This is a genomic window from Pseudomonas gorinensis (assembly GCF_042015035.1).
GTDB classification, from domain to species: domain Bacteria; phylum Pseudomonadota; class Gammaproteobacteria; order Pseudomonadales; family Pseudomonadaceae; genus Aquipseudomonas; species Aquipseudomonas gorinensis.
Genome location: NZ_CP167125.1, coordinates 4,870,151 through 4,883,625, shown reverse-complemented (window position 1 = coordinate 4,883,625; position 13,475 = coordinate 4,870,151). Strand labels below are relative to the sequence as shown.

Annotated in this window: 13 protein-coding genes; 7 read left to right on the top strand and 6 right to left on the bottom strand. The window is 61.1% G+C overall.

Going from position 1 to position 13,475, the window contains the following annotated elements:
* Window positions 1-149: 149 nt before the first annotated feature.
* Window positions 150-632: an Lrp/AsnC family transcriptional regulator gene (locus tag AB7933_RS22070; RefSeq protein WP_017847498.1), complete on the top strand. Its 483-nt coding sequence runs from the start codon at window positions 150-152 to the stop codon at window positions 630-632.
* Window positions 633-813: 181 nt separating this feature from the next.
* Window positions 814-2,439, top strand: coding sequence for a methyl-accepting chemotaxis protein (locus AB7933_RS22065; RefSeq protein ID WP_024076334.1), 1,626 nt, complete (start codon window positions 814-816; stop codon window positions 2,437-2,439).
* 58 nt (window positions 2,440-2,497) lie between these two features.
* On the opposite strand, the gene AB7933_RS22060 is transcribed toward AB7933_RS22065, so the two are convergent.
* A complete protein-coding gene (locus tag AB7933_RS22060) occupies window positions 2,498-3,361 on the bottom strand; it encodes an MBL fold metallo-hydrolase (RefSeq protein WP_024076333.1) in 864 nt (287 codons plus the stop codon).
* Between the two features lie 94 nt (window positions 3,362-3,455).
* Here AB7933_RS22060 and AB7933_RS22055 point away from each other — a divergent pair, with 94 nt between their 5' ends.
* The 5 genes from AB7933_RS22055 to AB7933_RS22035 all read left to right on the top strand — a co-directional run bounded on the left by AB7933_RS22055 (window position 3,456) and on the right by AB7933_RS22035 (window position 9,301).
* Window positions 3,456-3,791: an ArsR/SmtB family transcription factor gene (locus AB7933_RS22055; protein ID WP_024076332.1), complete on the top strand. Its 336-nt coding sequence runs from the start codon at window positions 3,456-3,458 to the stop codon at window positions 3,789-3,791.
* A 172-nt stretch (window positions 3,792-3,963) separates the two neighbouring features.
* Window positions 3,964-4,776 (top strand): sulfite exporter TauE/SafE family protein, encoded by an 813-nt coding sequence (locus AB7933_RS22050; RefSeq protein ID WP_024076330.1) that lies wholly within the window; start codon window positions 3,964-3,966, stop codon window positions 4,774-4,776.
* 157 nt (window positions 4,777-4,933) lie between these two features.
* Window positions 4,934-6,109 (top strand): porin, encoded by a 1,176-nt coding sequence (locus AB7933_RS22045; protein WP_024076329.1) that lies wholly within the window; start codon window positions 4,934-4,936, stop codon window positions 6,107-6,109.
* 140 nt (window positions 6,110-6,249) lie between these two features.
* A complete protein-coding gene (nosP, locus tag AB7933_RS22040) occupies window positions 6,250-7,407 on the top strand; it encodes a nitric oxide-sensing protein NosP (RefSeq protein ID WP_024076328.1) in 1,158 nt (385 codons plus the stop codon).
* Window positions 7,337-9,301, top strand: coding sequence for a PAS domain-containing hybrid sensor histidine kinase/response regulator (locus AB7933_RS22035; protein WP_024076327.1), 1,965 nt, complete (start codon window positions 7,337-7,339; stop codon window positions 9,299-9,301). Before nosP ends, AB7933_RS22035 begins: the two co-directional genes overlap by 71 nt.
* 338 nt (window positions 9,302-9,639) lie before the next feature.
* On the opposite strand, the gene AB7933_RS22030 is transcribed toward AB7933_RS22035, so the two are convergent.
* The 5 genes from AB7933_RS22030 to AB7933_RS22010 form a co-directional block, all read right to left on the bottom strand.
* Window positions 9,640-10,305, bottom strand: a complete 666-nt coding sequence (locus AB7933_RS22030; RefSeq protein WP_024076326.1) for a response regulator transcription factor — start codon at window positions 10,303-10,305, stop codon at window positions 9,640-9,642.
* 24 nt (window positions 10,306-10,329) lie between these two features.
* Entirely contained in the window at window positions 10,330-10,869 is a 540-nt protein-coding gene (locus AB7933_RS22025; RefSeq protein WP_024076325.1) for a PQQ-dependent catabolism-associated CXXCW motif protein, read from the bottom strand.
* A 108-nt stretch (window positions 10,870-10,977) separates the two neighbouring features.
* Window positions 10,978-11,769 carry an ABC transporter permease gene (locus AB7933_RS22020; protein WP_021492851.1) on the bottom strand — a complete coding sequence of 264 codons (792 nt, stop codon included), beginning with the start codon at window positions 11,767-11,769 and terminating at the stop codon, window positions 10,978-10,980.
* The gene (locus AB7933_RS22015; RefSeq protein ID WP_024076324.1) at window positions 11,766-12,506 is read right to left on the bottom strand and encodes an ABC transporter ATP-binding protein; all 741 of its coding nucleotides are present in this window, start codon (window positions 12,504-12,506) and stop codon (window positions 11,766-11,768) included. The genes AB7933_RS22020 and AB7933_RS22015 overlap by 4 nt, the downstream gene beginning before the upstream one ends.
* Window positions 12,503-13,462: a YVTN family beta-propeller repeat protein gene (locus tag AB7933_RS22010; protein ID WP_024076323.1), complete on the bottom strand. Its 960-nt coding sequence runs from the start codon at window positions 13,460-13,462 to the stop codon at window positions 12,503-12,505. The genes AB7933_RS22015 and AB7933_RS22010 overlap by 4 nt, the downstream gene beginning before the upstream one ends.
* Between the last annotated feature and the right edge of the window lie 13 nt (window positions 13,463-13,475).

The window sequence follows — 13,475 nt, the reverse complement described above, 5'->3', positions numbered from 1 at the left end:
GCTGACAGTCAGTCTTCGGGTAGAAGAAATCTTGTCCTACAACAATCATAGGCTCGGCGTAGAAGAATATTTATCTCTGTTTCGTTGCGCTCCGGCTCATTTGCGGATAAAAAAACTGCATAAACATAATAAACAGGTGATTTTGTCTCATGCGCAAACTGGACCGTACCGATATCGGCATTCTCAACGCCTTGCAGGAGAATGCGCGCATCACCAACGCCGACCTCGCCCGTTCGGTCAACCTCTCCCCCACGCCGTGCTTCAACCGGGTCAAGGCGATGGAGGAACTGGGCCTGATCCGTGACCAGGTCACCCTGCTGGATGCCGATTTGCTGGGGCTGCACGTGAACGTGTTTATCCACGTCAGCCTGGAGAAACAGAACGAACTGGCCTTGCAGCAATTCGAAGGCGCGATTTCCGACCGGCCCGAGGTGATGGAGTGCTATTTGATGGCCGGCGACCCCGACTATTTGATCCGCGTACTGGTGCCAACGATCCAGTCACTGGAGCGCTTCATGATGGACTTCCTGACCAAAGTGCCGGGGGTGGCGAATATTCGCTCAAGCTTTGCGCTCAAACAGGTGCGTTACAAGACCGCGTTGCCACTGCCACCGGATGGCTTGATGGTCTGATACCAACAGGTGATAAGACTCACCACTTTGATAGTTAGCTAGATAACTAAAGTAGTTGTTTTATTATTTCCACCTATAAATAAAAAATTGCTTAATCAGTCACGTATTTTTCACATCCGTTTCAACACATTAACACCCATAAGGCCGTGAAGTTCGCGGCCCAGGAAAGGGGTGAGCCGCGATGTCCATGAGAGCCTTGAAGTTGAACTTTCGTACCACGCTATGTTTTGGTGTGGTGTGCCTTCTACTGTTGATACAAGGGGCCATGACGCTGATAAAAGTCGACAAAGTTTATTCGTCGACTGTCGATATAGAAACTAACTGGCTGCCCAGTATTCGTCTGGGCGGTGAGATAGATGCGGCGTTTTACAAGCTGCGTCTTGATCTGCGTCGTTTTGCCATGGAAAGCGACCACCAGGACCCCGCGTCCCTTGAGAAACTCAAAAGCATTCGTGCTGCCGCGCTTGAAGTTGCCGAGCGCTATGCACCGTTAGTGTCGAGCCCCGAGGAACAGGCCAAGTACAACCAGGCAATGAGCGGGATCAAGAACTACGTCCAGAAAACCGATGAGTTTCTTGCGCAAGTCTCCACCCTGTCCCCTGAGCAGATGTCGACTTACTTGCGTGACGTCAACGGGCCTATTGCGCTTGAAGTGCAACGCTCCATCAGCGAACTGATCGAGTTGAATGCCCGCGGCTCCAGCCAGGCGGTGCAAGTTGCCTCCGGTGAGTATCAAGCCGCGCGTCTGTTTACCTGGCTACTGATGATCGGTTCAGTGCTGGTCACCCTCGTGGTTGCGCGTTTGTTTACCCGCAGCATTATCAAGCCGGTACGTGAATTGTTGGTGTCGACCGGCAAAATTGCCGACGGCGATTTGCGTGTCGCCATCGCCGTCAACGGCAATGACGAGTTGACCGAATTACAACGGTCGACCGCGTCTATGCAAATGAACCTGAAAAGCACCTTGCAGCATATTTCTGAGGCGTCCGGGCAGTTGGCCTCGGCTGCGGAAGAGATGAGCGCCATTACCCGCGAGTCCAGTGCAGGGATTGAACGCCAAAGCATGGAGACGGATCAGGCGGCCACGGCGGTTAACGAGATGACGGCGGCGGTGGAAGAAGTGGCGCGCAATGCGGTTTCGGCTTCCCAGTCGACGCAAGACTCCCAGCGCTCGGCCAAAGTTGGCCATGAGCGGGTGACGCAAACCATCGCCTCGATCGAGAAACTCAGCGCCACGGTGCAGCAGACCGGTATCGAAGTCGAAGGGTTGGCCAAGCAGGCACAGGACATCGCCCGGGTGGTTGAAGTCATTCGCTCGATTGCCGAGCAAACCAACCTGCTGGCCTTGAACGCGGCCATTGAAGCCGCCAGGGCAGGGGAGCAGGGGCGGGGCTTTGCGGTGGTGGCCGACGAAGTGCGGGCACTGGCCCATAGAACGCAAACCTCGACCCAGGAAATCGAGCAGATGATTGCGAAAATCCAGACGTGCTCCAGTGACGCGGTGTCTTCCATGGCCCTCAACCGCAACGAAGCGCTGGACTCGTTGAAGATCGCCCATGAAGCGGGCCTGGCCATTACTCAGATCACCGAGGCCATCACGGATATCAATGACCGTAACCTGTTGATTGCGACCGCCTCCGAGGAGCAGGCCCACGTGGCCCGGTCCGTGGACCAGAACCTGATCAGTATTCGCGATCTTTCCATCCAGAGTTCGTCGGCGGCCGGTCAGACCTCGATCGCCAGCCAAGAGCTGTCGAGGCTGGCGGTGGACCTCAAGCAGATCGTGTCGAAATTTGCCGTAGCCTGATCACACCTGCGAAATACCCCCGGAGCATGCAACGGCATGGACGCCACGCAGGATGGCTTTAGAGCTGATTCAACGGAATCTTCAGGTACACCACCCCATTCCCCTCCGCGGGCGGCATATTGCCCGCTCGCACATTCACCTGGATCGCCGGCAACAACAGCGTGGGCATCCCAAGGCCCGCATCGCGCTGGGTACGCATCGCCACAAACGCCGCTTCGTCCACCCCGTCATGCACATGAATATTCCCCGCGCGCTGCTCGGCCACGGTGGTCAGGCATTGGGCCGCGCGGCCCTCGGGTGGGTAGTCATGGCACACGTACAGCCGGGTCTGGGGTGGGAAGGCCAGGAGTTTGCGCATCGACGCATACAACTGGCGCGCATCGCCGCCGGGGAAGTCACAGCGGGCGGTGCCGACATCCGGCATGAACAGGGTGTCGCCCACCAGGATCAACTGGTCGTCGATCAGGTAGGCCATGTCCGCCGGCGTATGCCCGGGGACGTGCAGGGCCTGGGCCTTCAGAGAGCCGATGTGGAACACCTCATCCGGTGCAAACAGGTGATCGAACTGCGAACCGTCGACGCGAAATTCCGGCTCCAGATTGAACAGGTTCTTGAACACGTCCTGCACCTTGCTGATGCACTGGCCAATGGCGATCTTGCCGCCCAGTATCCGCCGCAAGTACGGCGCGGCAGACAGATGGTCCGCATGGGCGTGGGTCTCCAGCAGCCACTGCACCTGCAGGTGATGTTCGCGCACAAAAGCAATCACCTTATCGGCCTGGGCGGTGTCGGTGCGTCCGGACGCCGGGTCGTAGTTGAGCACCGAGTCGACGATGGCGCAGGCGCTGCCATCGGTTTCATAGACGACGTAGGTGTAGGTCGACGATGCCTCGTCCAGAAAGGCTTGAATCAACGCTGGCATGGCGGCTGTCCCCGGTGAGGAAAAAAGTGATTACAATCAGTTTACATTTACACATAATGTTTTGAGCTTAAGTGAGAGAAAGGACCCGCGGCAAATGGAATCTACTCTGAGTGAAGGCGAAGTCGCCCAGTTGCGCGCGTCGGCGTCCAAGGCGTGTTCCTTGCTCAAGGCCCTGGCCAACGAGGATCGCTTGTTGATCCTGTGCCAGTTGACCCAGGGGGAGCGCAATGTCGGCGAGCTGGAAACCATGACCGGTGTGCGCCAGCCCACGCTGTCACAACAGTTGGGCATCCTGCGCGACGAAGGGCTGGTGTCGACCCGCCGCGAAGGTAAATACATCTTCTACGGCCTGGCCAGCCACGAAGTGATCCAAGTGATGAAGACCTTGTCCGGTCTTTACTGCGGCGCGGTCATGAAAAGCTGGGCGTGAGGCCATACGGCAGCGACCCTTGTGTGCATGACGATAAGAAAGGCGATCGACCATGAATGACCAACACTGGGGACCGACCATCAGTGGCGATATCGTTGTCACCGGCGGTTCGGCAGGCATTGGCCTGCTCAAGGGCCGTGAGTGGCAGACCCGTCTGACCAAGGTGGATTGAATGCTGCTGGCCAGTCTTTTGGGGATGTTGATGGGCCTGGTCATGGGCCTGACCGGTGCCGGTGGTGGCATCCTCGGGGTGCCGGCGTTGGTACTGGGCCTGGGGTTGAGCATGACCCAGGCCGCGCCGGTGTCGTTGCTTGCCGTGGGCGCGGCGGCGGCGGTCGGGGCGATCGATGGGTTGCGCCATGGCCTGGTCCGTTATCGCGCCGCGTTGTTGATCGCCTTGCTCGGTGCGCTGTTTTCACCCTTGGGCGTATTTCTCGCCCACCAAATGCCCGAGCCGCTGCTGATGGGCCTGTTCAGTGCGCTGATGGTGCTGGTGGCCTGGCGCATGCTGCAGCGCGAAAAGGTCGAGACCGGGCCGAGTGACCATGGCGCCGCGTCCTGGGGCCAGAAAAACTGCATGCTCGACCAGCAGACCGGGCGCCTGGCCTGGACCGCCAAATGCAGCGCGACCTTGGCCGCGTTGGGCGCGGTGACCGGTGCCGTGTCGGGCCTGCTTGGGGTCGGCGGTGGCTTTCTGATCGTGCCGGCGTTCAAGCAACTGACCGATGTGCAGATGCGTGGCATCGTCGCCACCTCGTTGATGGTGATCAGCCTGATCTCGTTGATCGGTGTGGCGGGCGCCATGCAGGCCGGTGTGAGCATCGAAGCGGTGGGCTGGGTGTTTATCGGCGCGAGCATCGTCGGCATGCTCATCGGCCGGCGCCTGTGTGCGCATATCCCTGCGCGCACCTTGCAAGTGGGGTTCGCCAGCCTGTGTGTCCTGGTGGCCCTCGGCATGTTGGTCAAGGCCGGTCTTACGTCCTAAGTGCCGGGCCTGTCTCCGGGCCCGTCTTACGCCCCATTTGCCGGGCTCCCCCGGCCCGCCCAAAGCACCCTCAAATCACGGCCAAGGCAGCGTAGGCCGGGGCCTGGCATCTTTCGATAATCGCCTCCGACATCACGTCCCTGTTGCGGAGCGCACCATGCATAACAATAAGAACCTCCCCCTGCGTCTGTTACCTGCTTTTATTCTCAGCCTCGGGCTCAGCCCGTTCGCCGATGCGGAAATCATGCTGTATGACAAAGACGACACGACCTTTTCCACCGATGGCTACATCAACGCCTTCTACGTCAACAGCAAGGTGGACCGCGTCGGTGACCAATACGATCGGCGCCAGGCGCGGGTGAAGATGGGCTTCTTGCCCAACTACCTGGGCTTCAACATGAGCAAGCAGGCTGACGACCTCAAACTCGGCGCCCGCGCATCGTTCTGGGTGACCATCAACGACAGCGAAACCAATGGCACCGACACCGCCATCGACGTCCGCCAGTTCTACGGCACCGTGGCCAACCCGGAGTGGGGCGAGGTGCTGATCGGCAAGGATTTCGGCCTGTTCGCGCGCTCCAATATCCTGCTCGATGAGCTGCTCGCGGGCTACGGCCAGGTCAGCGACAGCCTCGGCCTGGTGGATGGCGGCGGGGTGTCGTTCGGCAATATCGGCAGCGGTTACCCGTACCCGTTCCCCACCTCGCAGATCACCTACCGCACCCCGGTGATGGATGGCCTGCGCGTTGCCGTGGGCATCCTCGACCCGGTGGATACCAACGACAGCAGCCCCCAAGGCAAGGCCTACCAGAAGAACCCGCGCACCGAGAGCGAGGTCACCTACCAGTTCGACCTCGGCGGGGCGAAAATCTACAGCTGGCTCAACGGCAGCTACCAGACCTCCGACAACACCGACTCGACCGTGGCGTCCGTCACCTCCAAGGGCCTGGGTTATGGCGTGCAGGCGAAAATGGGCGGCCTGTCCTTGACCGGCTCGGGCTTCCAGGCCAAGGGCATCAACCCGTTCTTCACCAACAATGCCGGCGAGGCGACCCTGCGTAATGTCGACAGCAACGGCTACCTGCTCCAGGGCTCGTACAAGCTGGGCAAGAACCGCCTGGCGTTGTCCTATGGCAAGACCCAGGACGACGGCAACGGCGTGGTGGGCAGCGGCGCGGATTATGAGACCCGGGGCATTGCACTGTTCCACGACGTGAATGCCAACCTGAAGCTGGTGGCCGAGTACAACCAGTTCCAGATCAAGGGGCATGACACCCGCGCGCAGAATGAAGACACCGATACCTTCGCCGTCGGAGCCGTGCTCACCTGGTAACCCCTGCACTGCAATCCAACTGGAGGGGCGGTGCGATACCGTGAAACTTCATCCCATCGCATCCCCCCACCCAGTACCCAAGTAGCATAGGTCCCGCCCCCCGCCCTTCGTACACTCATGCCTCAGAGGGGGAACCAACGATGCACAACAGTGAAGGCGTAGTCAGTGCCATGTCCCAGGCGATCGATGCCAGGCAGGCCGCCGAGGAATTGGCCGAGCAACTGCTGCATCCATACCTGGGCTTCGTGCTGTTTTTCTGCTCAGCCTCCTACGATCTACAGGCCCTGGGCCAGGCCCTGCAACAGTGCTTCGGCAGCGTACGGGTGGTGGGCTGCACCAGTGCCGGCGAGATCACGCCTGAAGGCTATGGCCGTAATTGCGTCACGGCAATGGGCTTTAACCACGCGCACTTTTCCATCGCCACCGAATTGATCGACCAGGTGGAACACTTCAGCCTGATCGACGCCCAGCAGATGGTCGAACGTCTCGTCGGCGGCTGTCGCAGCAACACCCTGGCGCCGATCAAGGGCAATACCTTCGCCCTGACCTTGCTCGATGGTTTGTCCAGTCGTGAAGAAATGGTGCTCGCCGCCCTCAGTGCCGCGCTTGGCGACATTCCGCACTTCGGCGGTTCGGCCGGTGACGACAACTTCCTCACCCACACTCACGTGTACTTCAACGGCGCCTTCCACAGCGGTGCGGCGGTGGTGGTGCTGGTCAATACCTGGCTGGATTTCGAGGTCTTCACCACTCACCACATTCTGCCGCGCAGCGAAAAGCTGGTGGTGACCGGCGCCGACAGCCCGTCGCGCCGGGTCTTCGAACTCAACGCCGAACCCGCCGCCGAAGAATACGCGCGACATATCGGCGTGGCCGTGGCCGACCTTGACCACCGTATCTTCGCCGCCCACCCGCTGGCGGTGCGTATCCATGACCAGTACTACGTGCGGGCGATCCAGCAGGTGCATGACGACCTGAGCCTGAGTTTCTACTGTGCGGTGGAAAACGGCATCGTGCTCACCGCGATGAAGCCGGGGCCGATCCTGCCGAACCTGGAAAACCTGTTCGACGGCCTGCAATCGCGTCTTGGCGACTTGCTGCTGACCATTGGTTGCGACTGCTTCCTGCGGCGCCTGGAGCTGGAAGACAGCGACAACCTCGAACAAATCGGCTGCTTTCTGCGTGACCATCGGGTGATGGGGTTCAACACCTACGGAGAACAGTTCAATGGCATGCATATCAACCAAACCTTCACCGGCGTCGCCATTGCCCGAGGTCGAGCTCCTGGATCGCACTGAACTGTTGGCCGAGGTGGCGCGACTGCGCCAGGACAACCACAAGCTGGCGCGGATCAATGCGGCGTTGATCGAGCGTATCGAGTCCGGCGTGACCCAGGGCAATGACCCGTACACCACCTTCCAGCATTCGGTGGTGCTGGCCGAACAAGTGCGCGAGCGCACCGACGCACTCAACCAGGCGATGGCCGAACTGCGCGCCAGCAACCATTTGTTGATCAACGCCCGGCTGCGCGCCGAAACGCTGCGGCGGGAACAGGCCGCCGCGCAAAAAGCCCAGGAAAGCGAGCGCTGGATTCGCCTGATCACCGACCATGTGCCGGCCCTGATCGGCTACCTGAATGCCGACCTGGTGTATGAGTTCACCAACAAAGTCTACGAAGAATGGTACTGCTGGCCACGGGGCATGATGCTCGGGCAGAGCCTGCGCGAAGTGCACAGCGAACAGCACTGCCAGCGCCTGGATGCGTATGTCGCCCGCGCGCTGGCGGGGGAGAGCGTGACCTTCGAATTCGCCGAAACCAATATCAAGAACCAGGAGCGCTACATGCTGCGCTCCTACGTGCCCAACCGCCTGGCCAATGGCGAAGTGGTGGGGATTTTCGTGCTGATCCGCGACATCACCGAACGCCGCCGCACCGCCGAAGCCTTGCATCAGGCTTACCTGCATCTGGAGCAGCGCGTCGCCCAGCGCACCTCGGAGCTGACCTCGCTCAACGACCAACTGCTGCGCGAGATCGACGAGCGCCGCCGGGTGGAGTCACGCCTGCGTGAAGCCAAGCTGGAGGCGGAACAGGCCAACCTGTCGAAAACCAAATTCCTCGCCGCCGTCAGCCACGACCTGCTGCAACCGCTGAACGCCGCGCGGCTGTTCACCGGTGCCTTGCTCGAACGCCGCGAGCCCCAGGCCAATGAAACCCTGGTGCGCAACGTGAGCAATTCCCTGGAAGACGTGGAAAACCTGCTGGGTACCCTGGTGGATATCTCCAAGCTGGACGCCGGGGTGATCAAGGCCGATATCGCCCCGTTCGCCTTGAGCGAGTTGCTCGACAACCTGGCTGTGGAATACACCGAACTGGCCCGCAGCGAAGGTTTGGCGTTGCACTTTATCGGCTGTTCGGCGCTGGTGCGCAGCGATATCCAGCTGCTTGCGCGTATCCTGCGCAACCTGCTGAGCAATGCGATTCGCTACACCTATCAGGGGCGCATCGTGCTCGGTTGCCGGCGTCAGCACCAGCGTTTGTCGATCCAGGTGTGGGACAGCGGCATGGGCATTGCCGAGGAGCGCCTGGAGGAGATTTTCCAGGAGTTCAAGCGCGGTGATGTGCAGCGGCGCGATCAGGATCGCGGGCTGGGCCTGGGGCTGGCGATCGTAGAGAAGATCGCCGGGATACTCGGCCATCGCATCACCGTCAAATCCTGGCCGGGCAAGGGCTCGATGTTCTCGGTGGAAGTGCCGCTCAGCGCCACCGCCCCGCGTTCATTGCCCATGCCGGCGATGACCGAGCCGATGCTCGAACGCCTGCAAGGCGCGCGGGTGTGGGTGCTGGATAACGACGCAGCCATTTGCGCGGGGATGCGCACCTTGCTCGAAGGCTGGGGGTGCAGCGTGATCACCGCACTGTCGGAGCAGGACCTGGCGCGGCAGGTGGACAACTACCATGCCGAGGCGGACCTGTTGATCGCCGACTACCACCTGGACGATGAGCAGAACGGTGTCGACGCCGTGGCACGCATCAACGCCCGGCGCGCCAGCCCGATCCCGGCGATGATGATCACCGCCAACTACAACAACGAGCTGAAGCTACAGATCCGCGAACTGGGGCACACCTTGATGCATAAGCCAGTGCGGCCGATGAAGCTCAAGACTGCCATGAGCCACCTGCTCGGCAAGTGAACCCCGAAATCCCATCAAACGCAGATCAACCTGTGGGAGGGGGCTTGCCCCCGATAGCGGTGTGTCAGTCAACTTTTATGTCACTGACCCACTGCCATCGGGGGCAAGCCCCCTCCCACCTTTGATTGGTGTTGTGTCAGGAAGATCAGTGGTGTGGGTACGAGGCCGGTGCGGGCTACCTGCTCGGCAAGTGAACCCCGAAACCCCATCAAATGCAGATCAACCTGTGGGAGGGGGCTTGCCCCCGATAGCGGTGTATCAGTCAACTTTTATGTCACTGACCCACTGCCATTGGAGGCAAGTCCCTCCCACCTTTGAACTGTGTTGTTTCTGGACGATCAGCGGCGCAGGTACGAGCCGAAATCTATATCTCCGGCACTGAGTATCGCCTGCACCCGGTTGTGCACATTCAATTTACGCAGGATCGCCGACACGTGGGCCTTCACGGTGGTCTCGGCAATTTCCAGGGTGTAGGCAATCTGTTTGTTCGACTCACCCTTGGTCATGCGTTCCAGGACCAGCAACTGCTTGCGGGTCAATGCCTGCAGCAGTTCGGGGGCGAAGCCGGGGTTTTCGTTGAGGCGGCGGTGGGTACCTGTTTTCTGGGTGCGGATGATGTCCGGCGGCAGGTACACGTTGCCGTTGAGAATCTGCTGGATCGCCTCGGTCATCTGCTGGCGCGGCGAGGACTTGGTGATAAAACCAACGGCACCGTAGGTGATGGCTTGCAGCACGATCTGCTTGTCCTGCTCGGCCGACACGATTACCACCGGAATGGTCGGCGACTCGTTGCGCAGGTTGATCAGGCCATTGAGGCCGTGCATGCCGGGCATGTTCAGGTCGAGCAGGATCAGGTCCAGGTCGTCGTGTTCCTGGGTCAGCGCCAGGGCACTGTCCAAGTCGGCGGTCTCCATCACTTCGCTGCCGGGGAAACCGTCGCTGATGACGTTATGGATCGCTTCGCGAAACAGCGGGTGATCATCGGCAATCAGGATTTTGTACATGGCCGTTCACCTTTCTTATTGTGGTTATTCAAATGGCTCGGGTTGCGCAACCGACACCGGCAGCTTCGCCGCTTCCCAGGCATCCAGGCCATCGCGATACCAGTACACAGAGGTATAGCCCAGGTTGGCGGCACGTTTTACCGCGTTCCAACTCAACCAGCAATCGGAGCGGCAATAGAAGACCAGCGGTCGTGTCGGGTCGCCGCCGCTGTAGGTGTACAGGTGGCGCACGAAGTAGCTTTGCCATTCCGGCGTGAGGTCGCCATCGCCGGTATTGGCCAGCCAGTGGCTGCCGGGCAGGTTGGCGTGAGGCTGGTCTTCGATGAAGCGACCTTGCAGCCATTGGCGCCGATACACGTCGATCAGCACCGGTGCCGGGGTCTGCGCCAGCAGGGCTTGCAGGGCCGGGGTGTCGATGATCGTGGCGCCCGGCAAGTGATCGGGCGTGGGGCTGCGGTACAGGCTGATGCGGTAGCCGTCGGCGGAAAACAGTGGGGTGTCGGCATGCGCGTAAGCGATGAACAGACACAGCAGTGCCAACAGAGGCAGTCGGGCAGGCAGCATGGCGGGGCAATCCTTATCGTTATGCGGCCATTACACGTGAGTCCCGAGCCCTTGGGAATGCGACGATAGACAGGAAAACCAGTACTAAAGTAGTAGTTTTTGCCAGCCTCAGCCCTTTTTGCGCAACGCCGCATGCTGAGGGTTGAAGGTCAGTACCGCCAACACCGCGAACAGCACGGTCAAGCCCAGGCACACCGCCAGGGCCAGGCCGGCGAAGCGTTCATACAGGGCAAAGCGCACCAGCTCCACGGCGTGGGTAAACGGGTTGATCGCGCACAACCAGTACAGCCATTCACTGGAGTCGCGCATCTTCCACAGCGGGTACAGCGCCGATGACAGGAAAAACAGCGGGAAGATCACGAAATTCATCACCCCGGCAAAGTTTTCCAACTGACGAATGGCATTCGACAGCAGCAGGCCCAGGGCACTCAGCATCAAGGCCACCAGCAGCAAGGCGGGCAGGGCGATCAGCAGCCCCATGGCCGGCGGTTGCACGCCATACACCCAGGCAATCGCCAGGAACCCGTACACCTGCAACAGCGAAATCAACGCGGTGGCGAGCAGCTTGCTGCACAGCAAAAATGTGCGCGGCAGCGGGCTGGTCAGCAGCACGCGCATGCTGCCCATCTCGCGGTCGTAAACCATCGACAACGAACCCTGCATGCCGTTGAACAGCAGGATCATGCAGGCCAGCCCCGGGATGATGTAGACCTCGTAGGGGATGTAAGTGTCGTAGGGTTCGATCACCGAAATGCCCAGCGCAGCGCGGAACCCGGCGGCAAACACCAGCAACCACAACAGCGGGCGCACCAGGGCGCTGAGAAACCGGGTGCGCTGCAACACAAAGCGCAGCCACTCGCGCAGCACGATGCCGCGCAAGCATTGCCAGTAAGCGTTCATGCCACGGCTCCTGTGGGGGCGGGGCGGGTCAGGCGCGCGAACACGCTGCCCAGGTCGCCGCCCTGGGCCTGGATCAACGCGTCGACTTGCCCGCTGGCCACCAAGCGGCCCTGGTGCAGAATCATCAGCGCATCGTCGGGCTGCACTTCATCGAGCAGGTGGGTGGTCCACAGCACGCTGATGCCTTGCTCCAGGCACAGCCTGCGCACGTGCTGGTTCAGGGCCAGGCGGCTGGCGGGGTCGAGGCCGACACTGGCTTCATCCAACAGCAGCAAGCGGGGTTCGTGCAGCAACGCCCGGGCGATTTCGACGCGGCGCCGGTGACCGCCGTTGAGTTCGCGGACTTTTTCGCGGCGCCGTTCCGTCAGGGCCTGGCGCGCCAGCTCGGCGGCAACGCGCAGGTCGGTCTGGCGCCGCGATAAGCCGTGCAGCGCGGCGTGGTAGCGCAGGTTCTGCTCCACGCTCAAATCCAGGTCCAAGGTGCTTTGCTGGAACACCACCCCCAGTTGCGTGAGTGCTGCGCGTGGCGCATCGCGCAGGGAGTGGCCGCCCACGCGGATATCGCCGCTTTGCAAGTCGTACAACCGCGTGAGCAGCGCGATCAAGGTGGATTTGCCCGCGCCGTTGGGCCCCAGCAACGCGGCAAACCCTCCGGGCGCCAGGCTGAAACTCACCTCGTGCAGGGCCTGGCGTGCGCCATAGGCGAAGCTCAGGTCGCGCACCTCCAGGGCGTTCATGGCGTCACCACCACGCCCCACGGATAACGTCCGACCTTGACCGACTTGATCACCTTGAGGCTGTCCACATCGATCACCGATACATCGCCGCTCACGCCATTGGTGGCCAGCAACTGTTTTTCGTCCGGGGTGAATGCCATCTGCCAGACGCGGCGGCCCACCAGCAGGTAGTCGAGGATTTCGAAGGTCTTGGCATCGATCACCGCCACATGGTTGGCCGGGCCGAGGGCGACAAAGCCGTACTTGCCGTCGGCGCTGAGCTTGATCCCGACCGGCTGCACCTTGTCCGGGTGCACGCCCTTGATCTTGAAGGTCAGGGTCTTGAGGATCGTGCGGCTGGCCACGTCGAGGATGGTCACGGTGCCGCCGATTTCCGCCGAAGCCCACAGCTGCGAGCCATCGTGGTTGAACTCGACGAAGCGCGGGCGCTGGTCCACCAGGGTGCTGTCGGCCAGGGTCTGGGTGCTGGTGTCGATCCAATGCAGCATGTTCGTGGTTTCGCTGGTGTTCACCGCCCACTTGCCGTCCGGGCTCACGGCCATGCCTTCAGGCTCCACGCCGACGTTGATCTGGCCGAGCACCTTGGAGGTCTCGGTGTCGATCACTGTCACCAGCGCATCGTCTTCGTTGGACACGTACAACCAGCGGTTATTGGGGTGCAAGGCGAACTGCTCGGGGTCCTTGCCGGAGGGCAGTTCCTTGATGATCTTGCGCGTCGCCACGTCCATCACCTGTACCCGGTCCGAGTCGCTGGCGCAGATGTACAGCAACGTGTTGTCGTGGGACAGCAACAAGCCCCTTGGGCGCTGGCCGACCTTGAGGGTGTCGGTGACTTGCAGGGTCTGCATGTCGATCAGGCTCAGGCTGTTGTCTTTCTCGTTGGAGACCCAGGCGGTGCTGGCCATGGCGTGCCCGGCGGCAAGCAGCAGGGCGCATGAGAGCAGGGTGCGGCGCATGGCGGATTCCTTA

Coding starts and splice junctions, on each gene's coding strand:
- AB7933_RS22070 (WP_017847498.1), top strand. CDS start 150: ATGCGCAAACTGGACCGTACCGATATCGGCATTCTCAACGCCTTGCAG.
- AB7933_RS22065 (WP_024076334.1), top strand. CDS start 814: ATGTCCATGAGAGCCTTGAAGTTGAACTTTCGTACCACGCTATGTTTT.
- AB7933_RS22060 (WP_024076333.1), bottom strand. CDS start 3,361: ATGCCAGCGTTGATTCAAGCCTTTCTGGACGAGGCATCGTCGACCTAC.
- AB7933_RS22055 (WP_024076332.1), top strand. CDS start 3,456: ATGGAATCTACTCTGAGTGAAGGCGAAGTCGCCCAGTTGCGCGCGTCG.
- AB7933_RS22050 (WP_024076330.1), top strand. CDS start 3,964: ATGCTGCTGGCCAGTCTTTTGGGGATGTTGATGGGCCTGGTCATGGGC.
- AB7933_RS22045 (WP_024076329.1), top strand. CDS start 4,934: ATGCATAACAATAAGAACCTCCCCCTGCGTCTGTTACCTGCTTTTATT.
- nosP (WP_024076328.1), top strand. CDS start 6,250: ATGCACAACAGTGAAGGCGTAGTCAGTGCCATGTCCCAGGCGATCGAT.
- AB7933_RS22035 (WP_024076327.1), top strand. CDS start 7,337: ATGGCATGCATATCAACCAAACCTTCACCGGCGTCGCCATTGCCCGAG.
- AB7933_RS22030 (WP_024076326.1), bottom strand. CDS start 10,305: ATGTACAAAATCCTGATTGCCGATGATCACCCGCTGTTTCGCGAAGCG.
- AB7933_RS22025 (WP_024076325.1), bottom strand. CDS start 10,869: ATGCTGCCTGCCCGACTGCCTCTGTTGGCACTGCTGTGTCTGTTCATC.
- AB7933_RS22020 (WP_021492851.1), bottom strand. CDS start 11,769: ATGAACGCTTACTGGCAATGCTTGCGCGGCATCGTGCTGCGCGAGTGG.
- AB7933_RS22015 (WP_024076324.1), bottom strand. CDS start 12,506: ATGAACGCCCTGGAGGTGCGCGACCTGAGCTTCGCCTATGGCGCACGC.
- AB7933_RS22010 (WP_024076323.1), bottom strand. CDS start 13,462: ATGCGCCGCACCCTGCTCTCATGCGCCCTGCTGCTTGCCGCCGGGCAC.